20 protein-coding genes are annotated in these 17252 nt (G+C 60.0%); 9 read left to right on the forward strand and 11 right to left on the reverse strand.

The features are described from left to right. The first annotated feature begins 182 nt into the window (after positions 1-182). Positions 183-1394 carry an aldose 1-epimerase family protein gene (locus tag AC3WWR_RS20820; protein WP_020799385.1) on the forward strand — a complete coding sequence of 404 codons (1212 nt, stop codon included), beginning with the start codon at positions 183-185 and terminating at the stop codon, positions 1392-1394. A gap of 6 nt (positions 1395-1400) precedes the next feature. Here AC3WWR_RS20820 and AC3WWR_RS20825 read toward each other — a convergent pair whose 3' ends face one another. After that, positions 1401-2894: a YifB family Mg chelatase-like AAA ATPase gene (locus tag AC3WWR_RS20825; protein ID WP_151143731.1), complete on the reverse strand. Its 1494-nt coding sequence runs from the start codon at positions 2892-2894 to the stop codon at positions 1401-1403. A gap of 207 nt (positions 2895-3101) precedes the next feature. Further along, entirely contained in the window at positions 3102-3368 is a 267-nt protein-coding gene (locus tag AC3WWR_RS20830) for an accessory factor UbiK family protein (RefSeq protein WP_020799348.1), read from the reverse strand. A gap of 421 nt (positions 3369-3789) precedes the next feature. Between AC3WWR_RS20830 and glnK the strand changes: the two genes are divergently transcribed. The 4 genes from glnK (at position 3790) to sutA (ending at position 6568) form a co-directional block, all read left to right on the forward strand. Continuing rightward, positions 3790-4128: a P-II family nitrogen regulator gene (gene glnK / locus AC3WWR_RS20835; RefSeq protein ID WP_002555808.1), complete on the forward strand. Its 339-nt coding sequence runs from the start codon at positions 3790-3792 to the stop codon at positions 4126-4128. Between the two features lie 35 nt (positions 4129-4163). Then, the gene (locus AC3WWR_RS20840) at positions 4164-5501 is read left to right on the forward strand and encodes an ammonium transporter (protein WP_020799347.1); all 1338 of its coding nucleotides are present in this window, start codon (positions 4164-4166) and stop codon (positions 5499-5501) included. A gap of 216 nt (positions 5502-5717) precedes the next feature. After that, complete coding sequence (locus tag AC3WWR_RS20845; RefSeq protein WP_033039357.1) at positions 5718-6143, forward strand: secondary thiamine-phosphate synthase enzyme YjbQ; 426 nt, start codon at positions 5718-5720, stop codon at positions 6141-6143. A 101-nt stretch (positions 6144-6244) separates the two neighbouring features. Continuing rightward, entirely contained in the window at positions 6245-6568 is a 324-nt protein-coding gene (sutA, locus tag AC3WWR_RS20850; RefSeq protein WP_007980816.1) for a dormancy-specific transcriptional regulator SutA, read from the forward strand. Positions 6569-6754: 186 nt separating this feature from the next. On the opposite strand, the gene AC3WWR_RS20855 is transcribed toward sutA, so the two are convergent. From AC3WWR_RS20855 to lptM, 6 genes are read right to left on the reverse strand one after another with little or no spacing between them, the layout of a single operon-like run. Next, a complete protein-coding gene (locus AC3WWR_RS20855; RefSeq protein ID WP_033039360.1) occupies positions 6755-7462 on the reverse strand; it encodes an HAD family hydrolase in 708 nt (235 codons plus the stop codon). After that, on the reverse strand, positions 7459-8358 hold the full coding sequence (xerC, locus tag AC3WWR_RS20860) for a tyrosine recombinase XerC (RefSeq protein WP_020799344.1): 900 nt from the start codon (positions 8356-8358) through the stop codon (positions 7459-7461). The genes AC3WWR_RS20855 and xerC overlap by 4 nt, the downstream gene beginning before the upstream one ends. A gap of 2 nt (positions 8359-8360) precedes the next feature. Then, the gene (locus AC3WWR_RS20865; protein WP_492599025.1) at positions 8361-9086 is read right to left on the reverse strand and encodes a DUF484 family protein; all 726 of its coding nucleotides are present in this window, start codon (positions 9084-9086) and stop codon (positions 8361-8363) included. A gap of 13 nt (positions 9087-9099) precedes the next feature. Next, positions 9100-9930, reverse strand: coding sequence for a diaminopimelate epimerase (gene dapF, locus AC3WWR_RS20870; RefSeq protein WP_020799342.1), 831 nt, complete (start codon positions 9928-9930; stop codon positions 9100-9102). A gap of 4 nt (positions 9931-9934) precedes the next feature. Beyond that, positions 9935-11182: a diaminopimelate decarboxylase gene (gene lysA / locus AC3WWR_RS20875; RefSeq protein WP_492599026.1), complete on the reverse strand. Its 1248-nt coding sequence runs from the start codon at positions 11180-11182 to the stop codon at positions 9935-9937. Between the two features lie 9 nt (positions 11183-11191). Further along, positions 11192-11365: an LPS translocon maturation chaperone LptM gene (lptM, locus tag AC3WWR_RS20880; RefSeq protein ID WP_020799340.1), complete on the reverse strand. Its 174-nt coding sequence runs from the start codon at positions 11363-11365 to the stop codon at positions 11192-11194. A gap of 295 nt (positions 11366-11660) precedes the next feature. Here lptM and cyaY point away from each other — a divergent pair, with 295 nt between their 5' ends. From cyaY to rnk, 3 genes are all read left to right on the forward strand, one after another. Next, positions 11661-11993: an iron donor protein CyaY gene (gene cyaY, locus AC3WWR_RS20885; RefSeq protein ID WP_020799338.1), complete on the forward strand. Its 333-nt coding sequence runs from the start codon at positions 11661-11663 to the stop codon at positions 11991-11993. A gap of 4 nt (positions 11994-11997) precedes the next feature. Beyond that, a complete protein-coding gene (locus tag AC3WWR_RS20890; protein WP_081648183.1) occupies positions 11998-12225 on the forward strand; it encodes a DUF1289 domain-containing protein in 228 nt (75 codons plus the stop codon). Between the two features lie 153 nt (positions 12226-12378). Beyond that, positions 12379-12789 carry a nucleoside diphosphate kinase regulator gene (rnk, locus tag AC3WWR_RS20895; protein ID WP_020799336.1) on the forward strand — a complete coding sequence of 137 codons (411 nt, stop codon included), beginning with the start codon at positions 12379-12381 and terminating at the stop codon, positions 12787-12789. 7 nt (positions 12790-12796) lie between these two features. Here the strand turns inward: rnk and AC3WWR_RS20900 are convergent, their stop codons facing one another. The 3 genes from AC3WWR_RS20900 to AC3WWR_RS20910 form a co-directional block, all read right to left on the reverse strand. Then, the gene (locus AC3WWR_RS20900; protein WP_454866363.1) at positions 12797-15643 is read right to left on the reverse strand and encodes a class I adenylate cyclase; all 2847 of its coding nucleotides are present in this window, start codon (positions 15641-15643) and stop codon (positions 12797-12799) included. A 195-nt stretch (positions 15644-15838) separates the two neighbouring features. Then, on the reverse strand, positions 15839-16084 hold the full coding sequence (locus AC3WWR_RS20905; protein WP_008066390.1) for a TIGR02647 family protein: 246 nt from the start codon (positions 16082-16084) through the stop codon (positions 15839-15841). Between the two features lie 85 nt (positions 16085-16169). Further along, complete coding sequence (locus tag AC3WWR_RS20910; protein WP_020799334.1) at positions 16170-16454, reverse strand: hypothetical protein; 285 nt, start codon at positions 16452-16454, stop codon at positions 16170-16172. A gap of 127 nt (positions 16455-16581) precedes the next feature. Between AC3WWR_RS20910 and AC3WWR_RS20915 the strand changes: the two genes are divergently transcribed. Further along, positions 16582-17241, forward strand: coding sequence for a glutathione S-transferase family protein (locus AC3WWR_RS20915; protein WP_033039370.1), 660 nt, complete (start codon positions 16582-16584; stop codon positions 17239-17241). Positions 17242-17252 lie beyond the last annotated feature (11 nt).

Raw genomic sequence — 17252 nt, forward strand, 5'->3', positions numbered from 1 at the left:
CATGATGATATCACCGCCAGTCTGCCGGAGGTTTAAACCTTATGAGACTAACGTAAGCGTGCGGAGGTTGCATAAGGTCAATATTAATTGACGTGGGAAGGCTCGGGCGTGGGCTTTTTAAGCTTGCTGAATCGTTTCATCAGCGCTATAAAAAATGCACAACTCCAAGAAAGGCTTCCCCCATGACCTCGCTCAAACTCCTCGTTGTCCTTGGCGCGCTGTCCGCCTCCCACGCCATGGCCTGGGATTACGTCCTGCTCGACAGCGATAAAGCTGCGCAAAACTGGCAGATCACCAGCCAGCAACTCGGTGTGAAAACCGACCAACCCTTCTCCGTGACTCTTCGTACCCTGCACGGCGGTCGGCAAGAGGGCGTCAGCATCGTCGAGATCGATAACGGCAGGATGAAACTCTCCGTGGTGCCGACTCGCGGGATGAACGTGTTGCAGGCGTCGGTCGGTAGTGTGCGCATGGGCTGGGATTCGCCGGTCAAGGAAGTGGTCAATCCGTCCTTCATCGAACTCAATGGCCGCGGCGGTCTGGGCTGGCTGGAAGGTTTCAATGAGCTGGTCACCCGCTGCGGCTACGAATGGGTTGGCCACCCCGGCGTCGACAACGGCGAACTGCTGACCCTGCACGGTCGGGCCGCGAATATTCCTGCGAGCACAGTCACCCTGCACATCGATGAAAAACCACCGTACGCCATCACCTTGCGCGGTGAACTGAAAGAGCAGGCGTTCAAGAAAGTCGACTTCTCCGTGGCGACTGAGCTGGTCACCGAGCCCGGCAGCGTAACGTTCGCTCTCAACGACACCCTGACCAACAACGGTGACTATCCGAAGGAATATCAGGCGCTGTATCACAGCAACTTCAGCACGCCGTTCCTGGAACAGGGCGCCCGCTTCGTCGCGCCGGTGAAACAGGTCTCACCGTTCAACGATAAAGCCAAAGGCGATTTGTCGGACTGGCAAACCTATCGCGCACCGACCAAGGACTACGACGAGACGGTTTACAACGTGGTGCCGTATGCCGATGCCCAGGGCGATACGTTGACCGTGCTGCATGACAAGGCCGGTAGCCTTGGAGTTTCGGTCGGCTTCAACACTCAGACACTGCCCGTGTTCTCCCTGTGGAAAAACACCGACACCCAAGGCCAGGGCTATGTCTCGGGGCTGGAGCCGGGAACAAGTTTTTCCTACAACCGCCGTTATCAGCGGCCACTGAACCTGGTGCCGACCATTGCGCCGAAGGAACACAAGCAGTTCCGCATCAGCTACAGCTTGTTGGCGGATAAGGCGGCTGTGGATAAGGCCTTGAAGCAGGTGGGCGAGATTCAGGCGGGGCGGGAAACTGAGGTGCGGCAGACGCCGTTGGTTGATCTAACCAAAGGGTGATGCCGGCTAGAGCGTTGTCGGCCGATATTGCAGCGCCTCGGCCAAATGTTCGCGTCCAATTCCATCGGCTTGTTCAAGGTCCGCCAGCGTGCGCGCAACTTTGAGCAGCCGGTGCGCTGAACGCAGGGAGAGGTTTAGTCGTTCACAAGCGGTTTCCAGCCAGTTTTCATCGACTGTGGATAACTTGCAGTGCTTACGCAGCGCCGGTAGATCGAGAAAGGCATTGGCACAGCCCTGACGCTTCTGCTGGCGCTCGCGTGCCTCGGCCACTATCAATGCAGCGCTGGCGCTGTCCTCTCCCGGTTTCACGGGGGGATTCAGCGCCGTGGCCTCCCGTGCGACGGTCAGGTGCAAGTCGATCCGATCCAACAGTGGGCCCGACAGCTTGTTGCGGTAACGTTGCACCATGTCCGGTGTGCAGGAGCAGCGGCCCGTGGGTTCGCCAAGATATCCACAGGGGCACGGATTCATCGCCGCCACCAACTGGAACCGCGCTGGAAACCGCACGCGATCCTTCGCCCGGGAAATCACGATATGCCCGGACTCCAATGGTTCTCTTAAAACTTCCAGAACCCGGCGTTCAAACTCTGGAAGTTCGTCCAGAAACAGGACGCCATGGTGGGCGAGGGTGATCTCGCCCGGCTGCGGTTTCGAGCCGCCACCCACTAGTGCGGGGCCTGAGGCAGAATGGTGGGGTTGGCGAAACGGCCGATGCGGCCAATGGCTCAGCGGTACGCAACTGGTAACGGATTGGATCGCCGCCACCTCCAGGGCTTCGCTTTCGGATAGCGGCGGCAGTAGCCCGGGCAGGCGACTCGCCAACAGCGTTTTTCCGGTTCCAGGCGGCCCGCTGAACAACAGGTTATGAGCGCCTGCGGCAGCAATCAACAGCGCCCGCTTGGCCGCCAGCTGTCCCTGCACTTCATTCAAGTCAGGATAAGGTTTGCTGGCGTAGAGCAAACCATTGGAGACGTAAGGCTCGATCGGTGTATGCCCATTGAAATGCGCGACAGCCTCCAGCAAATGATCCACCGCAATCACTTTCAATCCCGACGCCAGGCACGCTTCCTCGGCATTGGCCCGTGGTACCACCAACGATCGCCCGGCCTTGCGCGCCGCCAAAGCCGCCGGCAATACACCGCGCACAGCCCGGACCGCGCCAGACAATGCCAGCTCACCCAGGCACTCCACATCATCGAGCGTCAACGTCGGCACCTGCACGCTCGCCGAAAGAATCCCCAGCGCAATCGCCAGATCGAAGCGCCCGCCATCCTTGGGCAAATCCGCCGGTGCCAGGTTCAGCGTGATGCGCCGTGGCGGAAACTGCAGCCCCGAATTGATGATCGCACTGCGCACCCGGTCCTTGCTTTCCTTCACCGCCGCCTCGGGCAGGCCGACCATGGTCAGTGATGGCAAGCCATTGGCCAGGTGGACTTCAACAGTGACAGCGGGCGCATCCACGCCAATCTGGGCGCGGCTGTGGACGATGGAGAGGGACATGGTCGTTCCTTGAGGTGACGAGAGGCCGCTTCCTGCGGGTTTTTCAAGGGTAGACGGGGGAGAGGGGATTGGTGGAGTGGTTAGGCGGGCAAACTTTCACGGGATATTACGGTGACGCTCCGCGTCGCTTCAGAGGCGGAACGCGGAGCGTCCCTGGAAGCATTCCCACGCAGAGCATGGGAAGGATCAGTTACTTCAGTTATTCAGTTATTCAGTTTCCGCTGGTGGGCTCAGCTTCGCTTCCAGCTCCGCCACTTTCGCCTCAAGAGCCTCCAACCGTGCCCGGGTGCGTGCCAACACGACCATCTGGCTATCGAACTCTTCGCGGCTGACCAGATCCAGCTTGCTGAATCCGCTCTGCAACAATGCCTTGAACTGGCTTTCGATTTCGCTTTTCGGCAGTGGAGTGTCGCCGCTGAAGAGGCGGGAGGCGGTGCCTGTCAGGGCGTCGAGGAAGTCTTTGGGCGCGAGCATGGGGGAATGTCCTGGTAGCAATGCCCGGCAGTGTACCACGCAGTGTCTATAGTCAAATTCGCGGGCAAGGGATGCACGCTTTTCGAGCATGGGGACGGACGGTATCGCACCGTTGTTGTGCGTAACGCGTTGGGTGTTGTCGTGAAGTGGTTGCGATCTGTTGGCAAAGGCTTGAAATCAAAGTGTTTTGTGGAGATGGCAAGCTTTCTGCTTAGATGCTGATGACCCATGCACTGATGCAGTCGCTGTGACGAATGCAGTGCGCCAGGCGAGACGCGGGGAGTGTTTCGCAAGGAGCGGTTAGCTGGCGTCGTACGGGCAGGTAAGGCCGACGATGCGTTACAAAGCCAGGCACTGCGCTTAGACTTGAGACGGGTTTGTTTTCCTGGGGCAAGTCCATCAAATTCGGGAGAGAGTTTTCATGAAGCTAGTCACTGCCATCATCAAGCCGTTCAAGTTGGACGACGTGCGCGAGTCGTTGTCCGAGATCGGCGTGCAGGGCATTACCGTTACTGAAGTCAAAGGCTTCGGTCGGCAGAAGGGTCACACCGAGCTGTATCGCGGCGCGGAGTATGTGGTCGATTTCCTGCCAAAGGTGAAGATTGATGTCGCCATTGACGACAAGGATCTCGACCGGGTTATCGAGGCGATAACCAAGGCGGCCAACACCGGCAAGATCGGTGACGGCAAGATCTTCGTGGTCAATCTGGAACAGGCGATTCGCATCCGTACCGGCGAAACCGATACCGACGCAATCTAAGCCGCCACAAACCCAACGCCCCAGGAGAAAACAAAATGACTCTGCGTAAATTCGCAGGGCTAGGAGCCCTGTTGTCCTTCGTAATGCCCAGCCTGGCCTTGGCGGCAGACGAAGTGGCGGCCCCAGTCCTCAACTCCGGCGACACCGCCTGGATGTTGACCTCGACAGCCCTCGTGCTGTTCATGACCATTCCCGGCCTCGCGCTGTTCTACGGCGGCATGGTGCGCTCCAAGAACATTCTGTCGGTGATGATGCAGTGCTTCGCCATTACCGGCCTGATCAGCGTCCTGTGGGTCATTTATGGCTACAGCATTGCGTTCGACACCACCGGCATGGAGCAGGGCGTCGTCAACTTCAACTCCTTCTTCGGTGGCATGGGCAAGGCTTTCCTCGCCGGTGTCACGCCATCCAGCCTGACCGGCCCTGCGGCGCTGTTCCCTGAGGCGGTGTTCATCACCTTCCAGATGACGTTCGCCATCATTACCCCGGCGCTGATCGTCGGTGCCTTCGCCGAGCGCATGAAGTTCTCCGCGATGCTGATCTTCATGGGCATCTGGTTCACCCTGGTGTATGCACCGATCGCGCACATGGTCTGGTCCGGCAACGGCGGCCTGATGTGGGACTGGGGCGTGCTGGACTTCGCTGGCGGCACCGTGGTGCACATCAACGCCGGTGTGGCCGGTCTGATTGCCTGCCTGGTGCTGGGCAAGCGCAAAGGTTTCCCGACCACGCCGATGGCCCCGCACAACCTGGGTTACACCTTGATGGGTGCGGCCATGCTGTGGGTCGGCTGGTTCGGTTTCAACGCCGGTTCCGCTGCGGCGGCCAATGGCACTGCCGGCATGGCGATGCTGGTCACTCAGATCGCGACCGCCGCCGCTGCGCTGGGCTGGATGTTTGCCGAGTGGGTCACCCACGGCAAGCCAAGCGCATTGGGTATCGCTTCGGGTGTCGTGGCCGGTCTGGTTGCGATCACTCCTGCTGCTGGCACCGTGGGCCCGATGGGTGCCCTGGTTATCGGCCTGGCAGCGGGCGTGGTGTGCTTCTTCTGCGCCACTACCCTGAAACGCAAGCTCGGCTATGACGACTCCCTGGACGCCTTTGGCGTGCACGGTATCGGCGGTATTCTCGGCGCGATCCTGACCGGTGTATTCGCTGCACCGTCCCTGGGCGGCTTCGGCACCGTGACCGACATCGCCGCACAAGTATGGATTCAGTGCAAAGGCGTGGGCTTCACGGTGATCTACACCGCCATCGTCACCTTCATCATCCTCAAGGTCCTGGACGCCGTGATGGGCCTGCGGATCACCGAGGAAGAAGAAGCGGTCGGCATCGATCTGGCGCTTCACAACGAACGCGGCTACAACTTGTAAGCACGCGCATGAAAAAATCTTGCCCGGCTTGCCGGGCATTTTTTCGTCTGGAGTTTGTCATTGAAGCAAAGGCTGAAAGGTTTTTTCTTACAGCTTTTACGACGTTTGCGATGCGAGTTTTTGTGCCGCCAATGGCTTACATGATTGAAGGATGATCAGGGCCTTTGTTTTTTCCCTGAGCGCGCTAGAATGCGCCCCGGACGTGCGGAGAACTGTATGTGGCAACAGACTCTGATAACCCTTCGGGCGAGGCCCCGGGGCTTTCATCTGGTAACGGACGAGTTACTCGCTGGCCTGCCTGAACTCAAGGCGTGCCGGGTCGGTCTGTTGCATTTGTGGATACAGCATACCTCGGCGTCGTTGACCATCAACGAGAACGCCGATCCGGCGGTACGTCGCGACTTCGAACGATTTTTCAATCGTCTGATCCCACAAGGAACAGACGGCTATGAGCATAACGACGAAGGCCTGGACGACCTCCCGGCGCATTTCAAGGCCAGTGTGCTTGGCTGTCAGCTCAGTTTGCCGATTTCGGCGGGTCGACTGGCGTTAGGGACCTGGCAAGGCGTTTACCTGGGCGAGCACCGTGATCATGGCGGTGCCCGTAAAGTCCTCGCCACCTTGCACGGTGAAGGGGCATAACCGCTGGTCAGCAGCGGCTGTTGATTTTTTTCCGGCAGCCTTCGACAGAGGGCAAAGCTGGGCTATAACTAATCTGCTTTTCGCAAGTCATGAGGTAGAACATGAGCGACGATGATCTGGAAAACGACGACCTCGAAGTAGGCGACGACGACGAAACCGAAGAAGGTCTGGAAGCAGCGGCGGAAGACGTCGCTGAAGACGACGGCGGTGATGCCCCCGTTCCGACCGCCAAAGGCAAAGCCAAGGCAGCGGTATCGGTCGATGAGCTGCCGAGTGTCGAAGCCAAGAACAAGGAACGTGACGCCCTGGCCAAGGCCATGGAGGAGTTCCTGGCTCGTGGTGGCAAGGTGCAGGAAGTGGAGGCCAATGTGGTCGCCGATCCTCCCAAGAAGCCAGACAACAAGTACGGCAGCCGGCCTATCTGAGCCTGCTACGCGCTTGCTGAAAAAGCCCGCCGTCGCTGCGGGCTTTTTCATGCCTGAAATAAAACTCTGGGCTCAACGAGACCCAATGTGGGAGCGGGCTTGCCCGCGAATGCGGTTTGTCAGTCGACACCTTTATTGACTGTCACGACGCCTTCGCGGGCAAGCCCGCTCCCACAGGTTGCTATGTCAGGCTGAGGTTGCATTCCACCGCGCCAACAACGCTGGCAACTCGGTCAGGCTGCGAATCTCGGCATCCGGCAAACGCTCGTTTTCCCAGACCTTGCCCGCCGGGTTGAACCAGATCGCCCGCAACCCTGCCTGTTGCGCACCGGCGATGTCATCCCCTGGATGATCACCGATATGCACCGCCGTCTCTGCGGTTGCACCACCGCGCTGCAGCGCTTCATGGAACAGGCGCGCATCGGGTTTGGCGACGCCGATGTCTTCGGCACACAACGCAAACTTGAAGTAGTCCGCCAGCCCCAGCCGGCGCACGTCGGCGTTGCCGTTGGTGACCACGCCAAGGGTGTAATGGTTGGCCAGTGCCTGGAGGGTGGGTTGCACCTCCGGGAAGATTTCCAGCTGATGCCGGGCATGCAGGAACACTTCGAAGCTCTGATCGGCCAGGTCCGACGCTTCAGCGTGAGCGTATCCGGCTTCTTCCAATGCGTGAAACAACACGCGCCGGCGCAGGGCGCTGATACGGTGCTTGAGGTTTGGCTCGATGCTCAGGATGCGTTCGCGAATGGCCCACAAATGCTCCACCGGTATCGCTCCAAGGTTGGGCGCATGTTCAGTCAGCCATTCCCGCAATACGGCTTCGGCGCTGACGATCACCGGGGCGGTGTCCCACAGGGTGTCATCGAGGTCGAAAGTGATCAGTTGGAGAGTCATGAATCGTCGCCTTTAATGCGTTTGGCCCGTGGGTGGGCGCTGTCGTAGACGGTTGCCAGGTGCTGGAAATCCAAATGGGTGTAGATCTGGGTGGTCTTGATATCCGAGTGGCCGAGCAGTTCCTGCACCGCCCGCAGGTCCTGGGAGGACTCCAGCAGGTGGCTGGCGAAGGAGTGTCGCAACATGTGTGGGTGCAGGTTTTGCCCCAGTTCGCGTTCGCCCGCCGCCTTGACCCGCAACTGGATCGCCCGCGGCCCCAGGCGCCGGCCTTGCTGGCTGACAAACACCGCATCGTCTGCCGGATTGGCCAAGGCTCGCAGTGGCAGCCACTGTTCCAGCGCCTCGCGAGCTTTTTTGCCCACAGGCAGCAGACGGGTCTTGCTGCCCTTGCCGTGCACCTGGACCATGCCGTCCGCCAAATCCAGCTGATCGAGATTGAGCCCGGTCAGCTCCGACAAGCGCAGTCCGGAGGAGTAGAACAGCTCAAGGATCGCCTGATCCCGGCGCGCCAGGAAGTCGTCTTCCACGCCGCCTTCCAGCAGTTGCAGCGCACGATCAGTATCGAGGGTCTTCGGCAAGCGGCGCTCGCCCTTGGGCGGTGCGAGGCCATTGGCCGGATCGTGGTCGCAGAGACCTTCGCGGTTCAGGTAGTGATAAAGCCCGCGTACTGCCGACAGAAGACGCGCCAGGCTGCGCGACGATTGGCCTTGTGAATGCAGGCGGGCGACCAGGCTACGCAGGCGCTGGATGTCCAGGGCCGCCCAACTGGCGATGTTCTGTTTGACGCACCAGTCCAGCACTTTGTCGAGGTCGCGGCGATAGGCCAATAGCGTGTGCGGCGACACCTGCCGCTCACTGCGCAGGTGTTCGCAGTAAGCGTCCAGTTGCCGTTCCATTTTCAGCGTACCGAGCGCAGGGAGCTGTTGAACCGTGGCAGCACGCGGCCCATGACTTCGGCGATGTAGCTCAGGAACAGCGTGCCCACCGAGCTCTTGTAGTGCTGCGGATCACGGCTGGCGATGGCCAGTATGCCGTGGATGCCTTGATGGCTGATGGCAACGACGGCGGTGGAGCCAATCTGCTCGCACTGTTCTTCGCCGAACAGAAAGTCCAGTTCATGCTCGCGCAGGGTGCCGCTGACGCTCTTTTCTTCCTGCAGCAAACCACCGATGGCCACTTGTGCCTCGGCGTGGGTCACCCAGCGGCCCACCGGCATGGCGTTGTCGCCCAGCAGGATGAGGCTGACGAAGGGAACCTGGAAGTCCTGGCGCAGGCTGTCTTCGACGCAGATCACCACGTCTTCGAGGCTCGTCGCGTCGAGCAGGGCGAGAATCAGGCGGCGGGTCTTGTCGAACAGGCGGTCATTGTCGCGGGCCACATCCATCAGGTGCGAGAGGCGATGACGCAGTTCTATGTTGCGGTCGCGCAGGATGGTCATCTGCCGCTCCACCAGCGAAACGGTATCACCGCGCCGGTGGGGGATGCGCAAGGATGCAAGCAGGTCTTCGTGCTCGACGAAGAAGTCCGGATGAGCCTCCAGGTACGCGGCAATGGCCGCCGCCTCCAGGCTTTCGGACGGTGATTCGTCGGGCTGTCGGGCGGGTACCTGAGGCTTATCGGTCATGGTTGTGGCTCACTCAAAGACGCACTTGTCCTTCATAAACGCGCACTGCCGGGCCGGTCATCATGACCGGTTGGCCAGGGCCTGCCCATTCAATGGACAAGCGCCCGCCAGGCAGGTCGATCAGTAGTGGCGAATCCATCCACCCCTGGCTGATCGCAGCGACTGCGGCGGCGCAGGCGCCGGTACCGCAGGCCTGGGTTTCACCAGCCCCGCGCTCCCAGACGCGCAACTGCGCACGGCTCCGGTCGATAACCTGGAGAAAACCGACATTGACCCGTGCCGGAAAGCGCGGGTGATGCTCGATTTTCGGCCCCAGTTCATGCACCGGTGCGTTGTTGATATCGCTGACCCGCACCACGGCATGGGGGTTGCCCATGGACACGGCGGCCAATTCGACGGGCGTGCCATCGACGTCGACCTGATAGTTCAGGGCCTGTTCTTGCGCCTGGAACGGAATGTCGGCCGGCACCAGGCGTGGAGCGCCCATGTTGACACTGATCTGGCCATCGCTGCGAACATCGAGCTCGATAATGCCGCTTTTGGTTTCGACACGGATCTGCCGTTTTGCGGTCAGGCGCTTATCGAGCACAAAACGGGCGAAACAGCGTGCACCGTTGCCGCACTGTTCCACTTCGGAGCCGTCGGAGTTGAAGATCCGATAGCGGAAGTCAACGTCCGGGTTGCTCGGAGCTTCGACGATCAGCAGTTGGTCGAAACCGATGCCGGTATGCCGGTCGCCCCATTGCTTGGCATGCTTGGGCAGTATATGCGCGTGCTGGCTGACCAGGTCGAGGACCATGAAGTCATTGCCCAGGCCGTGCATCTTGGTAAAACGCAGCAGCATGGTTTTACTCCGGCAGCAGGCTTTCGCCAGCGAACAACTCGGCTACCGTCTCACGGCGACGCACTTCAAATGCCTGATCACCGTCCACCAACACTTCGGCGGCGCGGCCGCGGGTGTTGTAGTTGGAACTCATGACAAACCCATAGGCGCCAGCCGAATGCACGGCCAGCAGGTCACCTTCTTCCAGGGCAAGCTCACGCTCCTTGGCCAGGAAATCGCCGGTCTCGCAGATCGGGCCGACGATGTCGTAGGGACGCGCAGCGGTATTGCGCGGGCGCACGGCGGTGACGTCCATCCAAGCCTGGTAAAGCGCCGGGCGGATCAGGTCGTTCATGGCTGCGTCGACAATGGCGAAATCCTTGTGCTCGGTGTGCTTGAGGTACTCGACCTGGGTCAGCAGCACGCCGGCATTGGCGACGATGAAGCGGCCCGGTTCGAAGACCAGCGACAGGTCGCGACCGTCGAGACGTTCACGCACGGCCTTGATGTAGTCGCCAGCCAATGGCGGCTCTTCATCGCGATAACGCACACCCAGGCCACCACCGAGGTCGATGTGACGCAGGTAGATGCCGCAGTCACCGAGGCGGTCGACCAGGCCCAACAGGCGATCGAGGGCATCGATGAACGGTGGCAGGGTGGTCAGTTGCGAGCCGATATGGCAATCGACGCCAACCACTTCCAGGTTAGGCAGTTGGGCGGCTCGCACGTACACGTCTTCGGCGTCGGCGATGGCGATGCCGAACTTGTTCTCTTTGAGACCGGTGGAAATGTACGGGTGGGTACCGGCATCGACGTCCGGGTTGACGCGCAGGGAGATCGGCGCACGAACACCGAGCTCGGCGGCCACCACTTGCAGGCGTTCCAGCTCGTCGGTGGATTCGACGTTGAAGCAATGCACGCCGACTTCCAGCGCACGACGCATGTCGTCGCGGGTCTTGCCGACGCCGGAGAACACGATCTTGTCGGCGCTGCCGCCAGCGGCCAGCACACGTTCCAGTTCGCCACGGGAAACGATGTCGAAACCGGCGCCAAGACGCGCCAGGACATTCAGCACACCCAGGTTGGAGTTGGCCTTGACCGCAAAGCAAACCAGGTGAGGCATACCGACCAGGGCATCGGCATAAGCCAGGTATTGGGCTTCGATGTGCGCACGCGAGTAAACGTAGGTCGGTGTACCAAAACGATCGGCAATAGCAGACAGTGCAACACCTTCCGCGAACAGTTCACCGTCACGGTAGTTAAAAGCGTCCATGATGTTCCCTTATTGGTAGACGTCGTGCTTGTGCGACTTGGAGGGCTGCTTTTGCGAGGACTTGGCTTGCTCTGCAGGGTCCTGATCTTCATCGGGAAGGTACAGCGGGCCTTTTTGACCGCAGGCCGACACAAGGCAGGCAACCGCGAGGAGCGCAGCAAGGGAAGAGATCAGGCGCTTCATGGCGAAATCCTTGAAAATGCATTAATTGCGCCGGAGTATACCGGCCACCCGGCAGCTTGCCTATGCGACGGGGCTCCCGTCCGGCGGGCCTTGCAAGATGCCAGTCGGTATCATGGAGTCCCTGTGGGAGCGAGCCTGCTCGCGAAAACGGTGGGTCCGGCAGCTATGATGTTGCATGTGCCGACCTCTTCGCGAGCAGGCTCGCTCCCACAATTAGTAATCCTTTGCATTCGGCAAGCAGCGTCCGTATCTTGCGGCGCTTGAGCCTGATCAGACATTTTTTGAGGTTGCCGCAATGAGTTTGTCCGAAGCCCGTTTCCACGATCTGGTCGATGCCACCCAGGAAAAACTGGAAGACATCTTTGACGAAAGCGACCTGGATATCGATCTGGAGAGTTCGGCCGGTGTACTGACCGTCAAATTTGAAAACGGAACCGCACTGATTTTCAGTCGCCAGGAGCCCCTGCGCCAGCTGTGGCTGGCAGCTGTGTCCGGCGGCTTCCACTTCGACTACGACGAAGAAAGCGAGCGCTGGATGTGCGACAAGAGCGAAGAGCAGTTGGGCGAGATGCTTGAACGTATCGTCAAGCAGCAGGCTGACGTCGAGCTCGATTTCGAAGGCCTGTAATCTCGTGACCCAGTCCGCGCCTGCTCGCCCTCCCAAGCCGCTTTACAGCAACGTCAGCCCGGCGGTGCCTTCCCCGTGCAGCGGCGTGTGTCGGCTGGACGAGCAGAAGGTCTGTCTCGGGTGTTTCCGTCATGTGGAAGACATACGCGAATGGCGCTCGGCGGATGACGAACGCCGCCGGGTGATCTGCGCCCAGGCCTCGCAACGCAAAACCACCGACACTCCCCGGTAGGGACACACAGCCGTACGCCGGTGGCGGCTTGTATATTTTTTGAGCTGTGATAGTGTCCAGAAACGCCTCAACCCATCGAGGCTTGTGAAAACCCCGCCTTTTTCTGGCGGGGTTTTGCTTTTTTCGTGCAGAAGAAAGGAGTCTGCCCTGATCATGACCGCACCTTCCATCACCCTTACCCGTCTAGACGTTCAGCGTCTGGAGCGTCTGATCGACAGCCTGGATGAATCGCTGCCGGGCGTTATCGCGCTGCAAACCGAACTGGATCGCGCCGATACAGTGGTCGGCCACGATGAAGTGCCCGCCGATGTCGTGACCATGAATTCCCGCGTGCATTGCCGTGAAGAAGGCAGTGGCAAGGACTACCACCTGACGCTTGTGTATCCGAAGGATGCCAACGCCGATGAGGGCAAGATTTCCATTCTGGCGCCAGTCGGCAGCGCGTTGCTGGGCCTGAAAGTCGGCCAGCACATCGACTGGCCAGCACCGGGCGGCAAGACGTTGAAACTGACCCTGCTTGAAGTCGAATCGCAGCCAGCCAATGGCGGCTCCTTCCCCGAGTGACGCCCTTTCAGACCTGCCCGAGCGCCTCGTTCAATGCGCGCTCTAGGTCGGCCTTGTAGCGCAGATACAGATTGCTTGACCCCTGACCATCACCGAGCAGGCCTGACAGGTCCAGATCGGTGATGTAGCAGCGGTAGCGTTCGGTCTCGTGGCGCTGCTCGACGATTTCCCGGGCGACCACGCTGAACAGCTGGTCGCCATGTTCCAGCTCGCTAAACTCCCGCTGATTGCAATACAACGTGACCTGCAACTTGCCCGGAGCGGCTTTGCCGACGATCGCCTGTACGTCATAGAAGGGTTTGTTGGCCGGGGTTTGCGGTGCCGACCGCGCATCCACCCGCCGCGCCCGGCCTGTACCCGAAGGCAGCAGTTGGTAATACCGGGTGTCCAGGTTCGCAGGCTGAGCCGTGTCCATTGGCAACGCGGCGTCGCGCCGGTACTGGATCGATTGCAGGAAACGCTGCAGCGGCGCCAGCAGGCTTTGCTCGTCATGCCACGGCAGGCGTTGCTGCCACAGGGCATTGAATTCGTCGAGCACGTACAGATCGGCCTGTGCTTCATTGACCCGGTAGAACACCTGGATGCAGCCGGGCCGACCCATCGGCAGCAGCAAGGACAGGTCGTGGTCGTCCAATGCCATCGGGTCCAGGTGCAGCGGGCTGTAGCTCGCCCGGTCTTCGCCGAGACAGTCCAGCAGTCCCGGCAGCGTGGCCTGCGTGATGTGATTGACCTGGCCGGGTATCAGCTCAAGTACGTGGTAATGCTGCTGGACCTGGATCAGATAGCGGTGATTGAGATTGCTCAGCAGCAGGTTCTGCGCGGTTTCGAGAATGTCTTCGACGCGCTGGGCAATGAATTGCGCACGGTTGTGACAGAAACAACGGACTCTCAACCTGGGTTGGCGTGGCCCACCAGGCAGAGCGTTGAGATAGTCGCGTAGGCAATCAAGCAGGGCGTGGGGACCGTCGTAGCGGCTGACCAGCACCTCGTTCCAGCTGTTGAGCGTGACCTGGTCCAGGGTCAGCACCAGGTTTTCCTTTACGCCTGCGTAGCTCAAGGAGTCGGTGCGCTCGGTGGTCATCAGGATGTTCAGTTCGCGGTGGTGCTTGAGTGGATCGATGCCAACGTTTACCAGAATAAGCACTTCGCTGGGCGCGCTGGCACGCAGCAGGGCTTTTTCGGCGACGGCCGGCAGTGGCAGGGGAATGCTTTGTTGCAGGCTGCCAAGCAGGTTGAACAGCTCGAATTCGCTGAGGTCGCTGCTGCCCGGGTGCAAGGCCAGGCGGGTGCTGCTGTCGATCACGCCGTTGCGGTGGCACCAGGCGAGTAGCTCGATTAAATGGCGACTGCGTTTGATCGGGGCGAAATGTTCCCACTCAAGGGCGGTGAGGCTGCCGTTGTACAAGCCCCACTGGCTTTGGTCCGGTTCTTTCCTGCTCGGCGCGTACACCAGCGTCAGGGTATCTTCGGCCAGGTCCGGGGCGATTCCGGGGTTGATGAACTCGACCTTGTTCGCCTTGCGTTCAAACGCTGCGTACAGTCGCCTGCCCAGTACGCTGAGGTCGCGCTTGTTGATCGGGCTGATGGTTTGTTCATGGCGGGCAAACTGGGTCAGGAAGCGATAGCTGAAATTCAGTTCGTTGACCAGGGCCCGGCGCTCCGAGATGACCTGGCGGACTTTCCACTGGCTGCGGCTATCCAGCAGGGCCAACTGGCGCTGATCCCATTGCCATTCGTGGGCCAGGCGCTCAAGTAATGAGCGTTGCCAGCCCTGGGTGCGCCCACCGGTGCCGGTGAGTTTGCGGTTGACCTTCAGGTACAGCGCCCGGCGCACCAACTCCAGCCGCTCCGGTTCGTTGCGGGCGATGAGGTACTGCGCGATGCGCCGATAGACCACGACGTACGGGTCCAGCTCATCGAGGTCGAGCCGATTGGCGAACACCTCCTGTTTGAAACGCAGGCTCAGGCATTGGACTCTGGGGTGTTCGCTGGCGTACACCTCGATCAGCAGGAGTTTGAGCACCGACTTGTACGGCGACTCGATGCCCTTGAACAGCTGCCAGAGCCCGGCACCAATGAACTCGCCGGGCGGAATGCGGGCCAGATGGCCCAGGTCCAGGGTTTCATCGGCGCGAATGAAGCGCTTGGACGTCAGGGTATGGGTGTACTGGGCATAGTTGGCTTCCTCATACACCGGCACCAGCCACCAGATCGGCGTGCGCCCCGCCAGCCAGATCGCAGTGCGATAGAACTCGTCCAGCAGCAGATAATGCTGGGTGGTACCGCAGTCTTCCGAACTCAACTGGCCGTCGCGCTCGCCTTTTACGAAACGGACCGGATCGATCAGGAAAAAGTGCGCTTCGGCGCCCTGGGTCGCAGCCCAGGCTTCGAGCAGATGGCATTTGCGGCGCAACTCGGTCAGTTCGTTTTCGCTCAGGTCCGGACTGTGGCAGACCCACACATCCATATCGCTCTGGTCGGCCTGGGCCAGGGTGCCGAGGCTACCCATCAGGAACAGGCCGTGAATCGGCCGTGGTGGATTGCTGCCGTGGCGCGGCTTATAGGAAAAGGAGCGGGTCAGGCGCTGGGCTTCGGCGAGGACGTTGGCATCCGGCTCGAAATTCGACAGCCCGGCCGGCGTGCCGCCCGAAACGTAACCCGGCAGCAATGGGTGATTGACATGGAAGAACAGCGGAAGGAGGTTCAATACCCCTTGCTGGCGCGTCGACAACCCTTCCATGGCACGGGCCATGCGCCCCTCGTTGAGCTTGAGGAAGCGTGCGCGCAGTTGGCTGAGCACCTTGCGGTCAATTCCCTGGTCCAGATCGGGGCGGATTTCATGGGTGCGGGTCATGTCAGCTCAAACCGGCTCGCAGGGCTCGGACGTGGAGGCTCTCGGGATGAGGGGCAGTTTAGCGCCTGGGCCCCGGGACTTTTAAGCTGATTTTTTATTTCTGGCGTCAGATTTGTATCGTGTTACGAAAGCGGGCTACAAAGTGCGCCCGCGGAAATCCTTGAGCAGGAGTTTCCGTGGGCGGTGCAGGGGAATTCAGGCTGTTTCTTCGGCTCTCAGAATGGTGAGCACGGTTTGCACGTTTTGCGCGGCATCACGACCCAGGCTGGTCAGGTAACCGCCATCAGGCTGGTCGATCAGTTCTTTTTCATGCAGGCGTTTGGCAGCGGCAATGTGTTTCGGGGCAGCGGTTTGATGAATTTTCAAACCTTCCTGGGAACTGTCCAGGTTGAAGAGTGCGAGGACTTCCAGTTCGGCAACCAACTCAGGGGTAAGCGACATAAGGACTCCAGACTTTCTAGGAATTTGGCGACAGCGTCCCTAAGGTGATCCCACTTGTGCGGCATGTCCAGTGTTCGTGACAGGGTTATTTCTTTTCCGGCGGCAACTCGGGCAGAGCCCGCAGCGCGGCTTCGTACCATTCGGTATTGAACGCGCGGTCTTCGTCGAGCATCGTGTCGATTTCTATGGCCAAAACGTGAGCCATCAGATTGAGGATGTCTTCGCGCTCGTAGCCCACCAGCGTCAGCTTGTTGAAGGTCGCTTTGGCAGCCGGCGGATTGTCGCTTTCGATCTGGTTCTCGATGGCTTCGGTCAGCGTGGTTTCGGCGAATTCTTCTTCGTCGTTATCGATATCGGTTGGCTCGGTCATGGCAGGCTCCTCTGGGAAAGTTCATCAGTTTAACTGCATTCAGCCGCGTGATGCTGCTGGAAAGAAAGCCCGGAGCATTCTATAAACAGGCACTGCCCACCCCCCCGCACAGCCTGGAGGCTATGTGATGCTCAAGCTTTATGGTTTTTCCGTCAGCAACTACTACAACATGGTCAAGCTGGCGCTGCTGGAGAAAGGATTGCCGTTCGAAGAAGTGCCGTTTTACGCGGGCACCAGCCCTGAGGCGTTGGCCATCAGCCCGCGCGGAAAAGTTCCGGTACTGCAGGCAGAGCAGGGATTCATCAATGAAACCAGTGTGATTCTCGAATACATCGAGCAAAGCCAGGGTGGCAAGTCATTGCTGCCAAGCGACCCCTTTGAGCGGGCGCAGGTGCTGGCGCTGGCCAAGGAGATCGAGCTGTATATCGAGCTACCGGCGCGTGCCTCTTATCCCGAAGCGTTTTTTGGCATGACGCTACCGGATGCGATCAAGGAAAAAACCAAGGCCGAACTATTGCAGGGTATTGCGGCGCTAGGCCGGCACGGAAAATTCAGCCCCTACGTGGCAGGCGAAAACCTGAGCGTGGCGGATCTTTATTTCCTGTACAGCGTGCCGCTGGCGTGCGGAGTAGCGAAGAAGCTGTTCGATATTGATCTGTTGGCTGAGCTGCCGGCAGCCAAGGCGCTACTGGAGCGTCTGGGCGATAACCCGAATGTTCAGCGAATTGCGGCGGACAAGGAGGCGGCGATGCCAGCGTTCATGGCGATGATCGCGTCCAAGAAGTAGATTGTAGTGTT

It is taken from the genome of Pseudomonas sp. EB271-G4-1 (assembly GCF_058791355.1).

What these genes read in the sequence shown, in the direction of transcription:
- AC3WWR_RS20820 (WP_020799385.1), top strand. Translation starts at nt 183, where the DNA reads ATGACCTCGCTCAAACTCCTCGTTGTCCTTGGCGCGCTGTCCGCCTCC.
- AC3WWR_RS20825 (WP_151143731.1), bottom strand. Translation starts at nt 2,894, where the DNA reads ATGTCCCTCTCCATCGTCCACAGCCGCGCCCAGATTGGCGTGGATGCG.
- AC3WWR_RS20830 (WP_020799348.1), bottom strand. Translation starts at nt 3,368, where the DNA reads ATGCTCGCGCCCAAAGACTTCCTCGACGCCCTGACAGGCACCGCCTCC.
- glnK (WP_002555808.1), top strand. Translation starts at nt 3,790, where the DNA reads ATGAAGCTAGTCACTGCCATCATCAAGCCGTTCAAGTTGGACGACGTG.
- AC3WWR_RS20840 (WP_020799347.1), top strand. Translation starts at nt 4,164, where the DNA reads ATGACTCTGCGTAAATTCGCAGGGCTAGGAGCCCTGTTGTCCTTCGTA.
- AC3WWR_RS20845 (WP_033039357.1), top strand. Translation starts at nt 5,718, where the DNA reads ATGTGGCAACAGACTCTGATAACCCTTCGGGCGAGGCCCCGGGGCTTT.
- sutA (WP_007980816.1), top strand. Translation starts at nt 6,245, where the DNA reads ATGAGCGACGATGATCTGGAAAACGACGACCTCGAAGTAGGCGACGAC.
- AC3WWR_RS20855 (WP_033039360.1), bottom strand. Translation starts at nt 7,462, where the DNA reads ATGACTCTCCAACTGATCACTTTCGACCTCGATGACACCCTGTGGGAC.
- xerC (WP_020799344.1), bottom strand. Translation starts at nt 8,358, where the DNA reads ATGGAACGGCAACTGGACGCTTACTGCGAACACCTGCGCAGTGAGCGG.
- AC3WWR_RS20865 (WP_492599025.1), bottom strand. Translation starts at nt 9,086, where the DNA reads ATGACCGATAAGCCTCAGGTACCCGCCCGACAGCCCGACGAATCACCG.
- dapF (WP_020799342.1), bottom strand. Translation starts at nt 9,930, where the DNA reads ATGCTGCTGCGTTTTACCAAGATGCACGGCCTGGGCAATGACTTCATG.
- lysA (WP_492599026.1), bottom strand. Translation starts at nt 11,182, where the DNA reads ATGGACGCTTTTAACTACCGTGACGGTGAACTGTTCGCGGAAGGTGTT.
- lptM (WP_020799340.1), bottom strand. Translation starts at nt 11,365, where the DNA reads ATGAAGCGCCTGATCTCTTCCCTTGCTGCGCTCCTCGCGGTTGCCTGC.
- cyaY (WP_020799338.1), top strand. Translation starts at nt 11,661, where the DNA reads ATGAGTTTGTCCGAAGCCCGTTTCCACGATCTGGTCGATGCCACCCAG.
- rnk (WP_020799336.1), top strand. Translation starts at nt 12,379, where the DNA reads ATGACCGCACCTTCCATCACCCTTACCCGTCTAGACGTTCAGCGTCTG.
- AC3WWR_RS20900 (WP_454866363.1), bottom strand. Translation starts at nt 15,643, where the DNA reads ATGACCCGCACCCATGAAATCCGCCCCGATCTGGACCAGGGAATTGAC.
- AC3WWR_RS20905 (WP_008066390.1), bottom strand. Translation starts at nt 16,084, where the DNA reads ATGTCGCTTACCCCTGAGTTGGTTGCCGAACTGGAAGTCCTCGCACTC.
- AC3WWR_RS20910 (WP_020799334.1), bottom strand. Translation starts at nt 16,454, where the DNA reads ATGACCGAGCCAACCGATATCGATAACGACGAAGAAGAATTCGCCGAA.
- AC3WWR_RS20915 (WP_033039370.1), top strand. Translation starts at nt 16,582, where the DNA reads ATGCTCAAGCTTTATGGTTTTTCCGTCAGCAACTACTACAACATGGTC.